Below are 15666 nucleotides of genomic sequence, written 5' to 3'. Positions count from 1 at the left end.
GGCCCCCGACCAGCTAAGTCAGTCGGGGGCCGTCGCCGTTGCCGGTGTCCGTGAGCGACCGCTGTTCCCCGCGGTTTCCCGCTCGTTCGGGCACGCGAGGGGCACGCCGATGGGATGATCCGACGCACCGGTGACTGTCTGAGACGGAGGCGTTCTGTTGCAGGAAGCGTTGTACGTGCGATTCCAGGGGACCACTCGAAGCGAGCGGGGTCATTTCCCCGGGGTCTTCGCCCTCGTCAACGGTCTGGCTCGTGAGGGCAGACTGACCGATGAGCAGGAGCGATTTCGGCGGACCAACAACGACTGGTATGACGCGAACTACATCAACCCGTCAGACACCGATCCGACCGTCTATGACCCTCATCTCAACCCCGGCGCTGTCGCGTGGTTCAAGATGTCATCTGCCGACCTCATCAAGCGCGTGGATGGGTACCTGGAGATCCTTGCAGCACACGGTGTTGGCTGCGAGCGAGCTGAGTCGTCGGAGCCTGGAACGATCATCTACGAAGATCAGTACCAAGTTGTCGTGGTGCCTCACCGGAAGACCCTTGGCGAGACCTAAGCACGACATCGATGTGAGGTGGCGGAGTCTCAATGTACTTCGCTGCTGTACTGCTCAGCCGCCGGAGGCCTGTGACCCCTACCTGTTCTGTCTCTCTGCCTTCCTGGTCCGGTGAAGGAGCATGGCTCCGGCAATCCAGCTTGCGAACAGCAGGCCAAAAGCGGACTCGAGCATGGCGACCCAGCGGTCCCCGTCCGCGATGAACTCGGCAACGTAAATTCCTGCGCAAAGGCTCCCCTGCGTGAAGAGGGAGATCGAGGCCCAACCAAGCGATCCACGTGTCTTGCCGGTTCTTGCTCCCCCCTGGACACTCTGCATGTTGCTCATGATGGGTGCGATCAGGCCACATGGCTATATCCCTGCAGCCCTTGTGATCGTGGGACGACGCCACCAGCCGACCGCCCCAGCCACAGCGGGTTTCTCCCTCGTCAGCCCGCAGCACGTAGTGCGCCGCCGGGCGCGGCCAGCCGGGGCGCAGACAGGAGGCAGGCCGCGCCGCAGAGGCGGCGCGCGCCCGCGCCGTGCGCGGGCACTTGAACCAGTAGAGAAAGTTTGAATCACGGGCTACTGGCAGCTAGTTGATCTTGGTCGTGGCTCCTGCTGGATGCTGGGCCCTCGTGGTGTAGAACCCTTGGTATGGGGAGTGAGCGGCGGGAGCGGATGAATGCGCTTGGGGCGCGTCTTCGTGCTCTGCGGGCGGATGCCGGTCTGACGGGTGCTGTTCTGGCGCAGCGAGCCGGTGTGGGGCAGCCGACCGTGTCCAAGGTTGAGACGGGGCGGATGGTCCCCAGCTCCGATGTCCTTGACAGGCTTTCCCGGGCCCTGGGGCTCGATGAGCCGACCTCGGGTGAGGTGCGGGAGCTCCTGGCCGCTGTGGAAGCGGCAGTTGACACCGCTCCGCAGTCCGAGCCGGATGCACTTCCCGGTGCCGTCCTGGATGGTGCGATCCGGGCCCGGGTCTGTAAAGGCTTCCGTGGAACTCGGTTTGGTGGTGGTCAGTCGCGGGCTGCGGTGACGCCGGGCTCAGACTCGTTCTTGTCCATCACGGTAGGCATCAACTCTCCCAGTAGGAACGGGAGTTACACGGCTCACCGTACAGACCCCCCCTTTGTGGTGTGTGGTGGGGTTGCTGGACGTGGGTCCGGGGAGTGCTGCGGGCCGGGTGGGCCGACGGGGCGGGGCTCAGGTCGTGTCGGTGTCGGGGCCGGGCTCTTCCGGTGGGGTCGATTCGCGGGCCGCGATGATTTCTGTCTCGTACTGGTCGATGACCTGTTCCGCCGTGCGGCCCGTGTACTTCGCCACCTCGTCGACGGCGACGACCGCCCAGTTCGCCAAGGAGAGTGCGAAGGCCAGGAGTTGGTCGTCGCCGTAGGCTCGCTTGACCGTCAGGAGATACATGAGGTTCAGGTAGGGCACGAGATCGGGTTCCGAGACCTGGCCCGTGCTCGTGCGCATCAGTTCGATCGTGGCCTCCGTCGCCTCCGCGCGGAGGGGGAGCAGGCGGTCCCGTTCCCGGTGGACCTCGGCGAGCATTTCCTGGCGGTGTTCCCTGTCGGAGTCCAAGAAGTCCAAAGCGTGCCTCCGGAGCGGCGGTTCGTCGCGCGGGGCCGTGCCCCGACGGAGCACGTCGGACCACGGCATCTTCAGCACCTCAGTTCTTCCAACCACCGGTCCCCCGAAACGCCCGCTCCCGTCCCCGCTTCCGTCCGCTCCCGTCCCCGGTCTGATCACCGGCCGCCCCTCGACATCCGCGCCGCCGACGCGATCGTCGACCTCGCCTCGCGTTCCGTGAGGCCCGTGCGGACGGCCGCCTCGATCAGGGCGCCCGCGAGTTCGGGGCCGAGGCCGTTCTCGTAGGCGCGGCAAGCCGCCCAGAAGAGGCGGGTGTTGCGTTGTCCCTCCTGCGCGGTCAGGACGAAGTGGACGAGGCCGTGGCCGTTGCCCTGGCCGCCCGTCGTCCGGGCGGAGTCCGTGCGCGGGGCGGCAGCAGGAGGTGGAGCAGCGCGGGCGGGCAGGGGGCCGGGAGGAGGTGGGACGTGCCGGGGCCGCGGCGTAGGCGCCGTGTTCGGTGCGGGAGCCGGGGCCGACGAGGTAGCCGCCGGCGCCGCGGATGTCGATGCCGGGGGCGAGACGGCCGGCCGAGTTGGGGACGGCCACGTCGGGCGGGCCGGTGAGCCAGATGTGGCGGCCGCCGCTGGGGGTCAGCACGACCACCGTCTCGGGGATCGTGAAGAGGTGGCGCAGGGCCAGCTCACGCAGGGCCGCCGAGGAGTCCGTACCGGACTTCGTGTCGAGGTCGACCCCGATCAGGTGGTGGGGGCCGACACCGCAGGCGATGCCGTAGCCGGTGGCCCACGGGGCCGCGGCGAAGAGTTCGCGGATGCGTCGGGGGTCGGTGGAGGCGTCGTACACCCCGTGACCGAAGCGCCCGCACTCCCCATGGCATGGGGCTGGGCGGGGCCGGTGTGGTGGAGGCGGGAGCGGCGGGGCGGTGGGGAGCGTAGGGCCGGGAGCTTGGTGCGGGACAGGGGGATCACCGCCAGTCCGCGTTCGGCGGCGGAGAGCGCGTGTGCCAGGGCCAGGGTGCTGGCCTGCCGGTCCGTGGTGGCCATAACTCCATGTTCGTACGAGTGTTCGATAAAGGGAAGAGAGTTCGGGGTGTGCTTTCGGCCGTCGCGGACCTGTTCGCGGGCTGGCCGGAAATGTGCCCGAACGCTTCACCCCTTGTCTCGCTTGATCTTGCGGTCGCTTCTCGCCGCCATCCCGTCTGAACTGGGAGTTCCTTGATTCAAGGGGGTTTATCGACTTGTCATCACGCTTCAGGGGGAATGGGAGCTTCCGGGGTGGTTCGCCGGGGATTCGGTGGGCAACTCTTGATTCGCGACGTCGAAGAAAGTCCCGAAGTCCCGAAGTCCCGAAGTCCCGAAGTCCCGAAGACCCGCACCGAGGCGGTCGGCCAACTGCCCTGGCGCAACCCGTACTTGTGTGAAAGGCCCTGGAGGAAATGCACATGGCAAGCATCCGTACCGCCCGCGTTCTCGCCGCCGTCTCGGCTCTCCCGCTCGCCGCCGCCCTGTTCACCGGCGTCGCGACGGCCGACAACGGTGCCATCGCGGACAACGGATCGAACGCCGGCGTGGCGAACATCGTCGGCAGCGGTGTCGGCCACGACAACAACGGCAACTCGTCGACCTCGCAGCAGCAGGCGAACGGCTCGGGTGCCTCGAACCAGAACAACACCGCCCAGGTCAACGGCTCCGGCTTCACGGCCATCGACCAGGACAACGCGGTCGTCAGCTTCACCAACCTCTGGTGAGCCGAGCGAGGGCGGCCGGCCGGGCCGGGGGTGGACGGATGAGGTCGCCCCGGCCTCGGGGCCACCGCCCTCGGACCACGTAGGACGAGTGGGGCATGTTTTGTGGGGTGTGACACGCCTGTGCGGCGGTGCTGCGGCATCGCCGCACAGGCGTTTCCCGTCCCACGGCGACCTTGACAGTCGTGGCGGCAGGCCCTCAATCTGACGGACAGTCAGAAAAGTCGGAGGGGGCTGCGCCACCATGGTCGAGGACCTGTCCGTACGGCTCAAGGCCTACGAGGGGCGCGCGGCCGTCCTCGGCGGCCGTGGCAAGGATCCCGTCAACTCGCCCATGATCCGGCACTGGTGCGAGGCCATGGGGGACACCAACCCCGCGTACACCGGACCGGACGCCGTCGCGCCGCCGACCATGCTCCAGGTGTGGACGATGGGCGGACTGAGCGGCCACGAGACCCGCGCACCGGCGTACGACGAACTCCTCGCGCTGCTCGACGACGCGGGATGCACCTCCGTCGTCGCCACGGACTGCGAGCAGGAGTACCTGCGGGCGCTGCGGCCGGGGGACGAGGTCACGTTCGACTCGGTCATCGAGTCGGTGTCGGAGCGGAAGACCACCAGGCTCGGCACCGGGTACTTCGTCACGACCCGGATGGATGTGCGCGTGGGCGACGAACTCGTGGGCACCCATCGCTTCCGGATCCTCAAGTACGCCCCGGCCCACGCGCCCTGGCCGTCCCCAGAACGTCCCCACCCCAGGAACGGCCCCGTCGTCCCCGCCCTGTCGTCAACCGCGACAACGCGGGCTTCTGGGAAGGCGTTTCACGGCACCGGCTGCTCATCCAGCGCTGTGCCGACTGTGCCACGCTCCGCCTCCCCTGGCTGCCCGGCTGCAACGCGTGCGGTTCGGCCGCGTGGGACACGGTCGAGGCGAGCGGCGAGGGGGTCGTGTACTCGTACGTCGTCATGCACCACCCGCCCTTCCCGGCCTTCGATCCGCCGTACGCCGTTGCGCTGATCGAGTTGGTGGAGGGGGTGCGGACGGTCAGCGACGTCGTCGGGGTGCCGTACGACAAGGTGCGGATCGGGATGCCCGTCCGGCTCGAATTCGAGCGCTACGACGAGGAGTTGGAGCTTCCGGTGTTCCGCGCGGGTCCCGAGGGGGCCGCGGAGCCGGCGGGGCCTGCGGAGCCGGCGAGTCCCGCGGAGGTGGCGGGGCCCGCGGAGCCGACGGATCCCGCGGAGGCGCAGGAGGGGGCGGTGTCGGCGTGAGGGTCGAGGCAGGGGACGTGATCCCGCCGTCGGAGATCGAGATCACCCGCACGCTCGTCGTCGCGGGGGCGATCGCCTCGCGCGACTACCAGGACGTGCACCACGATCCGGAGCTGGCGCGGCGGCGTGGGTCGCCCGATGTGTTCATGAACATCCTGACGACGAACGGGCTGGTGGGGCGGTACGTGACCGACCACTTCGGACCGGACGCCGTCCTGCGCAAGGTGGCGATCCGGCTCGGAGCGCCCAACTATCCGGGCGACACGATGGTGTTGACCGGCACGGTAGAGACGGCCGACGGACCGACGGTCACGGTCAAGGTGATCGGCGACAACGGCGTCGGGCGGCACGTCACCGGCACGGTGACCCTGACCCTGCCCCGACCCCTGCCCCCGAGGGAGGCGGTGTGAGCGTACGGACCAAGGACCGGCTCGGCGGGCGGGCCGCGATCGTCGGCATCGGCGCGACCGACTTCTCCAAGGACTCGGGGCGCAGCGAGCTGCGGCTGGCCGTGGAGGCGGTGCGCGCGGCGCTGGACGACGCGGGGCTGGCGCCGGCGGACGTGGACGGCATGGTGACGTTCACGATGGACACGAGCCCGGAGATCACGGTCGCGCAGGCGGCCGGCATCGGCGAGCTGTCCTTCTTCTCCCGTGTCCACTACGGCGGCGGCGCCGCGTGCGCGACCGTGCAGCAGGCGGCGCTCGCGGTCGCGACGGGCGTGGCGGAGGTCGTGGTCTGCTACCGGGCCTTCAACGAGCGCTCGGGGCGCCGGTTCGGGTCCGGGGTACGGCACCGGGAGCCGTCGGCGGAGGGCGTGGCCCTGGGCTGGACGCTGCCGTTCGGGCTGCTCACGCCCGCCTCGTGGGTCGCGATGGCGGCGCAGCGCTACCTGCACGCGTACGGGCTGACCCCGGAGGCGTTCGGGCACGTGGCCGTGGTCGACCGCAGACACGCGGCGACGAACCCGGCGGCGTACTTCCACGGCCGCCCCATCACCCTCGACGAGCATGCCGCCTCGCGCTGGATCGTCGAGCCGCTGCGGCTGCTCGACTGCTGCCAGGAGACGGACGGCGGTCAGGCGCTCGTCGTCACCTCGGTGGAGCGCGCGCGGGACCTGCCGAGACCGCCCGCCGTGGTCGTCGCCGCCGCCCAGGGCGCGGGCCGGGCGCAACAGCAGATGACCGGCTTCTACGACAGCGATCTCACCGGGCTGCCGGAGATGGGCGTCGTCGCCCGACAGCTCCGGCGTACCTCGGGGCTGGGCCCCGACGACGTCGACGTGGGCATCCTGTACGACCACTTCACGCCGTTCGTGCTGATGCAGCTGGAGGAGTTCGGGTTCTGCGGGCCGGGGGAGGCGGCGGACTTCGTCGCCGAGAACCGGCTGCCGCTCAACACGCACGGCGGGCAGCTCGGCGAGGCGTATCTGCACGGGATGAACGGCATCGCGGAGGCCGTACGACAGCTGCGGGGCACCTCCGTGAACCAGGTCGCCGGTGCCGAGCGGGTGCTGGTCACCGCGGGGACGGGGGTGCCCACCTCGGGGTTGGTGCTGGGGACGGACGGGTGAGCGGTGCGGGCGGGGCGGCTGAGGGGGCTTCGGGCACTCGGGGGTCCGGTGGGACGGGCGCCGTACACCCTGGGCAGGTGGTTCTCAGGGCTACACCCTCAGTACCTGGGGGCTGTTCATCCACCTCCAGTAGGTGGGGTCCGCCCCACTCCTACAACCTGAGGGGGATTCGTCTTCGGGACCTGCGGCCGATCCGCCGGGCGGGGCCCGCTCCTAGCGTGGAGCCATGACCACACCCGTCTGCACCAGCGCTTCGCAGGCCGCTGCACCAGTGCCGCGGACCCTGTCGACCTCGGCTCGTTCGACCACGGCTCGTTCGACCTCGGCTCGTTCGACCTCGGCCCGCTCGCACTCCGCCCGGTCGACCCGCCAGACCCTGCCGGGCCTGGCGGAGCTGTCGTACCCGTCGTTCTCGGCGTACGTGAAGGCCCGCCAGCCGGTGCTGCTGCGGACCGCCCGCTCGCTGACCGCGAACCCGTGCGACGCCGAGGACCTGCTGCAGACCGCGCTGGCCAAGACGTACGTCGCCTGGGAGCGCATCGAGGACCACCGGGCCCTCGACGGCTATGTCCGCCGGGCGCTGCTGAACACCCGGACGTCCCAGTGGCGCAAGCGCAAGGTGGACGAGTTCGCGTGCGACGAGCTGCCGGAGCCCGACGGGGTCCAGGCCGCCGACCCGGCCGAGCAGCAGGCGCTGCACGACGCGATGTGGCGGGCGATCATGAAGCTGCCGGCACGGCAGCGGGCCATGGTCGTCCTCAGGTACTACGAGGACCTGAGCGAGGTCCAGACGGCGGAGGTGCTCGGCGTCTCGGTCGGCACGGTGAAGTCGGCGGTGTCCCGCGCGCTGGGCAAGCTGCGCGAGGACCCGGAGCTGGAACCCGTCCGCTAGCCCGATCGTTGGCCTGACATGCGGCTGCGATCAAGCTTCTCCAAGCTCCTCGGGCAACGTTCTCTGATCGATCATCCCGACACCTAGTGACATACCGCGCGGTATGTGAGCAGAATCAGCGCAACCGTTACCACCGCGTAGGCAGAGCCGCCCCGGGAGGACGCCGTGCTGAGCACCATGCAGGACGTACCGCTGTTGATCTCCAGGATCCTGGCCCATGGGTCGAGCATCCACGGGACGTCGCAGGTGATCACCTGGACCGGCGAGGGTGAGCCCGACCGCCGCTCCTACGCCGAGATCGGCGCCCGCGCCGCGCAGCTGGCCCACGCCCTGCGCGAGGACCTCGGCGTCGACGGCGACGAACGGGTCGCCACCCTCATGTGGAACAACGCGGAACACGTCGAGGCGTACTTCGCGATCCCCTCCATGGGCGCCGTCCTCCACACCCTCAACCTGCGGCTGCCCCCCGAGCAGCTCGCCTGGATCGTCAACCACGCCGCCGACCGCGTGATCATCGCCAACGGTTCGCTGCTCCCCCTCCTCGCGCCGCTCCTCCCGCACCTCAAGCCGGTGGAGCACGTCGTCGTGGCCGGGCCCGGCGACCGGTCGCTGCTCGCCGGAGCGAGCGTCCAGGTGCACGAGTACGAGGACCTGATCGCCGGCAAGCCGACCACCTACGACTGGCCCGAGCTGGACGAACGCACCGCCGCGGCCATGTGTTACACCTCCGGCACCACCGGCGACCCCAAGGGCGTCGTCTACTCCCACCGCTCGATCTACCTGCACTCCATGCAGGTCAACATGGCCCAGTCCATGGGCCTGACGGACGAGGACCTCTCGCTCGTCGTCGTCCCGCAGTTCCACGTCAACGCCTGGGGTCTGCCGCACGCGACCTTCATGACCGGCGTCAACATGCTGATGCCGGACCGCTTCCTGCAGCCCGGGCCGCTCGCCGAGATGATCGAGACGCTGAAGCCGTCGCACGCCGCCGCTGTGCCCACCATCTGGCAGGGCCTGCTCGCGGAGCTGTCCGCCCGCCCGCGCGAGGTCGCCTCGCTCACCCAGGTGACCATCGGCGGCTCGGCCTGCCCGCCCGCCCTCATGCAGGCCTTCGACAAGCTGGGCATGCGCGTCTGCCACGCCTGGGGCATGACGGAGACCTCCCCGCTCGGCACGATCGCCCGGCCGCCGGCCGGTGTGGAGCCGGGCTCGGAGGAGGAGTTCGCCTACCGCCTCACCCAGGGCCGCTTCCCCGCTTCCGTCGAGGCCCGCCTCACCGGCCCCGGTGGCGAACGCCTCCCCTGGGACGGCGAGTCCGCCGGTGAGCTGGAGGTCCGGGGTCCCTGGATCGCGGGTGCCTACTTCGGCGGCCAGGGTGCCGAGCCCATCCGCCCCGACGACAAGTTCAGCGAGGACGGCTGGCTGAAGACGGGCGACGTCGGCACGATCAGCCCCGACGGCTTCCTCACCCTCACCGACCGGGCCAAGGACGTCATCAAGTCCGGTGGTGAGTGGATCTCCTCGGTCGAGCTGGAGAACGCGCTCATGGCCCACCCGGACGTCGCCGAGGCCGCCGTCGTCGCCGTGCCGGACGAGAAGTGGGGCGAGCGCCCCCTCGCCACGGTCGTGCTGAAGGAGGGCTCCACCGCCGACTTCGCCGCCCTGCGGTCCTTCCTCGCCGACGAGGGCCACATCGCCAAGTGGCAGCTCCCCGAGCGCTGGACGATCATCGAGTCGGTGCCGAAGACGAGCGTGGGCAAGTTCGACAAGAAGGTGCTGCGGAGGCAGTACGCGGAGGGCTCGCTGGACGTGACGCAGATCTGACGCAGATCCAGCACGCGCACGTAAGGCAGTTGGGGCGGTGTTTCACGTGAAACACCGCCCCAACTGTTGCTGTCCGTGGGCTCAGTTCTGGTTCAGTTCGTGCCGACTCGTGCCAACAGGTCCACGATCCGGGTCTGTACCTCGGGGCTCGTCGAGCGTTCCGCGAGGAAGAGGACCGTCTCCCCCGAGGCCAGGCGCGGGAGTTCGGACTGGTCGACGGCGGCCGTGTAGACGACGAGCGGGGTGCGGTTCAACTGGCCGTTCGCCCGCAGCCAGTCGATGATGCCGGCCTGACGGCGGTGCACCTGGAGCAGGTCCATCACCACGAGGTTGGGCCGCATCTGCGCGGCCAGGGTGACGGCGTCCGCGTCCGACGCCGCCCGCGCGACCTGCATGCCACGCCGTTCCAGCGTCGCGGTCAGGGCGAGCGCGATCTCCGCGTGCTCCTCGATGAGCAGCACACGCGGCGGATGCTGCTCGGAGTCACGCGGCGCGAGCGCCTTCAGCAAGATGGCCGGGTCGGCTCCGTACGCCGCCTCACGCGTCGCCTGACCGAGGCCCGCCGTGACGAGGACGGGGACCTCGGCGGCCACGGCGGCCTGCCGCAGCGACTGAAGGGCCGTGCGGGTGATGGGACCGGTCAGCGGGTCCACGAACAGGGCGGCCGGGTACGCGGCGATCTGGGCGTCCACGTCCTCGCGGGAGTTCACGATGACGGGCCGGTAGCCCCGGTCGCTCAGCGCCTGGTGGGTGGTCACGTCCGGCGCGGGCCACACCAGCAGCCGACGCGGATTGTCGAGCGGCTCCGGCGGCAACTCGTCGTCCATCGGCTGCGGATGCGGCCGGTCGGGGACCTCCACCGCGCCGCCGGGCCCGTCGAGAGGCTCGGGACCTTCGTCCGCGTTCTCGTCGGGCGCCCCTATGGCGTACGACCGCCCGGCACCCTCCGTACGGCCCGTCAGCCGGGACTGTCCCGCGAGGGACGGCTGCGGCGGAAGCGGAACCTGGCCGGCGAGCGAGGGCTGCGGCGGGAGCGGGACCTGCCCGGCGAGAGAGGGCTGCGACACCTGCGCGGCCGTCTGTGGCTGGGCCGCGGCCTGGCCGGCGGGCGGAGTCTGACCGGTGCCGACCCGCAGACCCGTGCCATTGCTCGGGGTGGACTGCGGGTGAGGGCGCGCGGCCGTCTCGGGGCGGTCGCCGGTCGGCTGGGGCGGTGTGCCCAGCTTGCGGCGCCTGCCGGAACCGCCGGGCTGGTTCGGGGCGGGCGTGGACCCGGCCTGGGGCTGCGCCTGCGCGGCGGCCTGTACGCCGGACCGTGCTGCCTGCGCCTGCGCCTGCGCCTGCGCCTGTGCCTGCGCTTGGGCCTGTGCCTGCGCTTGGGCCTGGGGGCCGCCCTGACGGGAGAAGGGGACACCCTGGCCGAGCGTCCGCACGCTGATCGACCGTCCCTGGGTGGAGTTGGGGTCGACAGGGGCGGCGGCGGGGGCGGCGGTTCCTGCGGCGTGCGCGGTCGGCGTCGGTGCGGCCTGCGCCTTCACCTGGGCCTGGGCCTGAGGTTGGGCTTGGGTCTGAGCTCGGGCCGGGGCTGCGGCTTCGGCCGGCAACGGCTGTGCGGCGCGCGGCTGCTGGACGGCGACCTCAGGCGGCAGCGGGGTGCCCGAGGACGGGGTCGACTGCGGGGGCAGCGGTGCCTGAGGAGCCGGTCCGGGGATGCCGGCGCCGGAGATCTCGTGGCGCGGGTCCGGCCAGGACTGCGGCGGCTGTTGCGGCTGGGCCGTTCCGGGGGCGGCGACCTGAGCGGGAGCGGACTGGGCAGGGGAGGGCTGAGCGCCGGGTACGCCCTGCATACCGGGCATGGCCTGGATCCCCGGTACGCCCTGTGCGCCCGGTACGACGACGGAGTGCCCGAGGGCTCCGGCCTGCGCGGGCACCTGCTGCCGGTCACCGGGCGCCCCTTGCGGCGGGACGACTCCCTGGACGGCACCGGGCTGTCCGACGACAGGCTGTCCGACGACGGGCTGTCCGACGGTTGGCTGTCCGACGACGGGCTGTCCGACGGTTGGCTGTCCCGGGGCGTTCTGAACAGCGGCGGCCTGCGCGGCGAGAGGCTGCCCCATGGCCGCCTGCCCGGGGAGGGCCTGACCAGGAAGAGCTTGTCCGGGGGCTGACTGAGCGGCGACGCCGGGGACCCCTTGCGGAGCGACGGACTGCGCGGCCGCGATCCCCGCGGGGACGGGTTGACCGGGAACCACCCCGGCGCCCTGGGCGGGTACGGGCTGCGGGCCGCCGGGGACACCCTGTACGGGTACGGCCTGTGGAGAGCCTGGGATCCCCTGCGCGGGAACGGACTGCGCGGCGGCCATCGGCCCGCCCTGGGCGGGGACCGGCTGAGCAGGGCCCCCCTGCGAGGGAATGCCCTGCGGGGCGGCGCCCTGCGGCGTCGCCCCTTGCCCCGGTGCCGTCATGCCCGCGCCGTCGCCCTGCTGGGGGGCGGGCTGCCGTACCGCGCGGCGTCGGCCCGTGGGCGTGGGCACCGGGTGCGGCTGCGGCGGGGTGTGGTCGTCACCGGCGTCGTGGAACGCGGCGTCATGGCGACCGTCGTCGGCACCGCCGACCGGGGCTCCCGGCAGCGCCCCCGCGGCGGCCACTTGGCCACCTCCGGGTGCCGGCCCGGCACCGGCCACCTGCCCCGAGCCCGGCCCGGCAACGCCACCCGGCGCCCCCGGACCGCTCTGCGGAAGCGGCTGTCCGACACCGACACCGCCACCGCCACCGACACCGACGCCGACGCCGGCTCCGGTGAACTGCTGCCCCGCACCGGCGGCGGGCACCGGCCCTCCGGCAGGCACCGCCCCTGCGCCCGGCACGACTCCCCCGGGCGGCACGGGCCCACCGACGAGGACCTGTCCACCGGCGGCGGGCACCCCGGCAGCGGCAGCCGCCGCACCCTGGTCACCCTCGCCGTCATACCCCTCCCCGGCCTGGACGGGAACAGCCGTCCCGGCGGCTCCGGCGGGCAACGGCATCGGCATCGGCATCGGCATCGGTCCGCCGGGGGCGCCGGGCGCCCCCGGCAGCGCAACCGGGCCGAGGCCGGTGGCCTCCGTGTACTCGGGACCCCGGTCGGCCTCGGCCGGTGGCAGGGCGAAGACCGCTCGCGGGCCCGGCTCGGGCGCGGCGGCACGCTCCTCGACGCCCCCGAGGGCACGACGACGGCGACCGGTGGGCTGCTGGGCACCGCCTGCCTCGGCGGCGGTGGCGTCGGCGGTCGCCTCGTTGGCCGCGCCCGGCCCGGCCGGCAGCGCCGGCGGCAACGCGTTCTGTGGCGCGTTCGCGTTCTGTGCACCGTTCTGCGCCGCGGGCTCCCGGCGCGCACGCCGTCCGCCGGGCGCGGGCACACCCTGCGGCGGTACGGTCCCGCCCAATCCGGTGGCGTTGGCAGCCGCACCCGCCGCGTGCTCGGCCGCCGTGACGACCGCGCCCTCGGTGGCCACGCCCTCACCGGCCGCCTCGGCAGCGGCGGCACGTCCACGGCGCCGTCCGGTACCCCCGGAGCCCTCGCCCTCGGCGCCCTCACCGGAACCGGTCGCGCCGACGGCCGCGCCCGGCACACCCGCCGCGTCCTCCGCCCTGCGCCGGCGCCGACCGGTCGGGGCGACCGCGGCCTCGGCGTCCGGGCCCTCGGGAGCGTCCTCGCTCTCCAGGAACGCGTCCACCGATGAACGCCGCGCCCGCCGCCGCCCGCCACCGACGGGGGCCTGCTCGGGCAGGGCGATCTCCGCACCGGTGGCCACGGCCCCGGGATCGGCCTCGACGCCCATCGCGGCGGGCAGCTGCGCGACCGGCATCGCCCCGGCGCCACCGCCGAGCGGTACCTCCAGCACATACGCGCTGCCGCTCATCCCCGGAACCTCGACCGTCTGGAGCACACCGCCGTGCGCCCGCACGATCCCCTGGACGATGGGCTGGTGCACCGGGTCTCCCCCGGCGTACGGCCCGCGCACCTCGATGCGCACGACCTCACCACGCTGCGCGGCCGCCACGACGACGGTGTTGTCCATGTAGCCGCCGGCGGACATGGGCGCGTTGCCCGTCGCGTCGACACCGGCGACATCGGCGACGAGATGCGCGAGGGCGGTCGCGAGCCGCGCCTGGTCCACCTCGGCCTCGATGGGCGGCGCGTGCACGGCGAACTGCACCCGCCCCGGCCCGACCAGCTCCACGGCCCCGTCGACACCGGCCGCGACGACCGCGTCGAGCATCACCGCCGTACGTACGAGGTCGTCCTCGCCCGCGTCGATGCGCTGGTAGCCGAGCACGTTGTCGATGAGTGTCGTGATCCGCGAGTACCCGGCGGTCAGATGGTGCAGGACCTGGTTCGCCTCGGGCCACAGCTGCCCGGCGTCGTCGGCGGCGAGCGTGCCCAGCTCGCTGCGGAGCTGGTCGAGCGGACCGCGCAGCGAGGTGCCCAGCACGGCGAGCAGCTGCTCGTGCCGCGCGGCCAGCGCCTCGTATCGGTCCTTCTCGCGCTCCCCGAGCGCCGCGTACCGCTCGTCCCCGGCGGCGAGTTCCTCGGCGTGCTGCTCGCCCAACTCGGCCAGCTCGGCGGCGTGCTCCTCGCGCACACTCGCGAGTTCCTCAGCGTGCTCCTTGGCGAGCCGCTCCAGCTCCTCCGCGTGCGTCTCGGCCTCGGCGTCCTTCTCCTCGGCGAGCTTGTCGTACGGCCGCCGGTCGGTGAACGTCATCACGGCACCGACGAGCTGGTCCCCGTCGCGCACCGGCGCGGTCGTCAGGTCGACCGACACCTTCTCGCCGTTCTTCGCCCACACCACCTGCCCGCGCACCCGGTGCTTGCGCCCGGACTTCAAGGTGTCCGCGAGCGGCGACTCGGTGTACGGGAAGGGGGCGCCGTCCTCGCGGGAGTGCAGCACGAGGGTGTGCAGCTCGCGTCCGCCGAGGTCACTGGCCCGATAACCCAGTATCTGAGCGGCGGCCGGATTGACGAGGACGATCCGACCGTCGGTGTCGGTCCCGACCACGCCCTCGGACGCGGCCCGCAGGATCATCTCGGTCTGCCGTTGCGAACGCGCGAGTTCGGCCTCGGTGTCGACAGTGCCCGAAAGATCCCGTACGACCAGCATGAGCAGCTCGTCATTGGCGTAGCCGTAACCGTCGTACGCCTGCTGCCCGTTCTCCAGATTCGCGCTTGTGACCTCGACCGGGAACTCGCTGCCGTCGGTCCGGCGGGCGATCATCCGGGTCGGCTTGGTCCGCCCCGTCGGGTCCATGGTGTCGGGCCGCCGCATGGAGCCCGGGATGAGCCGGGAGTCGAACTCGGGCAGCAGGTCCAGCAGGCCGCGTCCGACCAGGGCGGTGCCGGGGGCCTCGAAGGCCTCCAGCGCGATGGTGTTGGCGTTGACGACGGTCCCATTGGCGTTGACCAGCACCAACGCATCGGGCAGTGCGTCCAGTATGGCTGCGAGGCGAGCAGCGCCTCGGGATGGCCTGCTGCTCACGAGACGCTTCCTCCCTGTTACCGCACCTTGCCGACCGCTGGGCCCATGGCCATCTTGCCAACGGGCCCGCAACGTGTCACGCGAGGGAGTCTACGGGCAGAGGTTGCGCTCGCGACGCCGGATGAGAGGGAGGTCGCACACCGAACATACGGAGATGCCGTGACCGCACGGACGGGGATGCCGTGACCGTGTGTTTTGCCGGAGGACCTTGGCGGAGGCACATATGTACGGTCTGGGCGCGGGCACCGGGACGGGTGTATGTGCCGCCCGAGGCATGGCCGATTTCGCGCCCCTCCTCTCTCCTCTCCTCTCCTCCCTCTTACGTCCCTCTCCCTCCCTCCCTCCTCCCTCCCTCCCTCCTCTTACGCGCGGAGGTCGGGCAGGACGGGAACCATGTCGTCCCATCGGGCGATCTCGCAGCCGTCGCCGCGGTCGAAACGGGCGTCGACGCGGCGTCCGGCCCAGGTCCCGGTCACGTGCGCGGTGGCCGGTCCGCCGTACTGCATCGTGCACACGGTGCCGGACCGGACCGGTGCGAAGGGATCCGTCCCCCAGGTCGTCCGGCGATCGAGCCGCCCGCATGCCTCCCGTACGTCCGGGTGCGTGCCCCCTTCCGGATGGCACCGCAGCTCGAAGGTCCCGTCCGCGCCGCCGCCGGCCTGGCGCACGGTGACGGTCAGCCGGTCCCCGGGCCTGGCGGCCGGGCTGGGCATG

Annotated in this window: 9 protein-coding genes and 2 pseudogenes; 8 read left to right on the top strand and 3 right to left on the bottom strand. The window is 71.9% G+C overall.

Features of this window, described 5'->3' with window-relative positions; all coding sequences use genetic code 11:
• Positions 1-157 precede the first annotated feature (157 nt).
• Entirely contained in the window at positions 158-562 is a 405-nt protein-coding gene (locus E4N62_RS23430; protein ID WP_230217375.1) for a hypothetical protein, read from the top strand.
• Positions 563-1198: 636 nt separating this feature from the next.
• Complete coding sequence (locus tag E4N62_RS49575; protein ID WP_374117044.1) at positions 1199-2419, top strand: helix-turn-helix domain-containing protein; 1221 nt, start codon at positions 1199-1201, stop codon at positions 2417-2419.
• On the opposite strand, the pseudogene E4N62_RS23420 reads toward E4N62_RS49575, so the two are convergent.
• A pseudogene (locus E4N62_RS23420) lies at positions 2305-3174 on the bottom strand (bifunctional DNA primase/polymerase); the annotation flags it as partial. The gene E4N62_RS49575 and the pseudogene E4N62_RS23420 sit on opposite strands and share 115 nt — an antisense overlap.
• Positions 3175-3572: 398 nt before the next feature.
• Between E4N62_RS23420 and E4N62_RS23415 the strand changes: the two are divergent.
• The 6 genes and pseudogenes from E4N62_RS23415 to E4N62_RS23390 all read left to right on the top strand — a co-directional run bounded on the left by E4N62_RS23415 (position 3573) and on the right by E4N62_RS23390 (position 9436).
• The gene (locus E4N62_RS23415) at positions 3573-3878 is read left to right on the top strand and encodes a hypothetical protein (protein WP_215456812.1); all 306 of its coding nucleotides are present in this window, start codon (positions 3573-3575) and stop codon (positions 3876-3878) included.
• Positions 3879-4119: 241 nt separating this feature from the next.
• A pseudogene (locus E4N62_RS23410) lies at positions 4120-5147 on the top strand (OB-fold domain-containing protein).
• On the top strand, positions 5144-5557 hold the full coding sequence (locus E4N62_RS23405) for a MaoC family dehydratase (protein WP_230217373.1): 414 nt from the start codon (positions 5144-5146) through the stop codon (positions 5555-5557). The pseudogene E4N62_RS23410 and the gene E4N62_RS23405 overlap by 4 nt, the downstream one beginning before the upstream one ends.
• Positions 5554-6720, top strand: coding sequence for a lipid-transfer protein (locus E4N62_RS23400; RefSeq protein ID WP_230217371.1), 1167 nt, complete (start codon positions 5554-5556; stop codon positions 6718-6720). The genes E4N62_RS23405 and E4N62_RS23400 overlap by 4 nt, the downstream gene beginning before the upstream one ends.
• A 226-nt stretch (positions 6721-6946) precedes the next feature.
• Positions 6947-7612: a SigE family RNA polymerase sigma factor gene (locus tag E4N62_RS23395; protein WP_230217369.1), complete on the top strand. Its 666-nt coding sequence runs from the start codon at positions 6947-6949 to the stop codon at positions 7610-7612.
• A gap of 165 nt (positions 7613-7777) precedes the next feature.
• Entirely contained in the window at positions 7778-9436 is a 1659-nt protein-coding gene (locus E4N62_RS23390) for a long-chain fatty acid--CoA ligase (protein ID WP_230217367.1), read from the top strand.
• Positions 9437-9528: 92 nt separating this feature from the next.
• Here E4N62_RS23390 and E4N62_RS23385 read toward each other — a convergent pair whose 3' ends face one another.
• On the bottom strand, positions 9529-14952 hold the full coding sequence (locus E4N62_RS23385; RefSeq protein WP_230217365.1) for a PAS domain-containing protein: 5424 nt from the start codon (positions 14950-14952) through the stop codon (positions 9529-9531).
• 362 nt (positions 14953-15314) lie between these two features.
• Complete coding sequence (locus tag E4N62_RS48835; protein WP_230217363.1) at positions 15315-15665, bottom strand: SSI family serine proteinase inhibitor; 351 nt, start codon at positions 15663-15665, stop codon at positions 15315-15317.
• Position 15666: the final 1 nt, after the last annotated feature.

It is taken from the genome of Streptomyces sp. MNU76 (assembly GCF_020982545.1).
Lineage (GTDB): Bacteria > Actinomycetota > Actinomycetes > Streptomycetales > Streptomycetaceae > Streptomyces.
The sequence above is the reverse complement of the archived record's forward strand: the minus strand, read 5'-3'. Positions and strand labels throughout refer to the sequence as shown.

Excerpts from the sequence above, each read along its gene's own strand:
- E4N62_RS48835 (WP_230217363.1), bottom strand. The coding sequence starts at position 15,665 with ATGCCCAGCCCGGCCGCCAGGCCCGGGGACCGGCTGACCGTCACCGTG.
- E4N62_RS23395 (WP_230217369.1), top strand. The coding sequence starts at position 6,947 with ATGACCACACCCGTCTGCACCAGCGCTTCGCAGGCCGCTGCACCAGTG.
- E4N62_RS49575 (WP_374117044.1), top strand. The coding sequence starts at position 1,199 with ATGGGGAGTGAGCGGCGGGAGCGGATGAATGCGCTTGGGGCGCGTCTT.
- E4N62_RS23415 (WP_215456812.1), top strand. The coding sequence starts at position 3,573 with ATGGCAAGCATCCGTACCGCCCGCGTTCTCGCCGCCGTCTCGGCTCTC.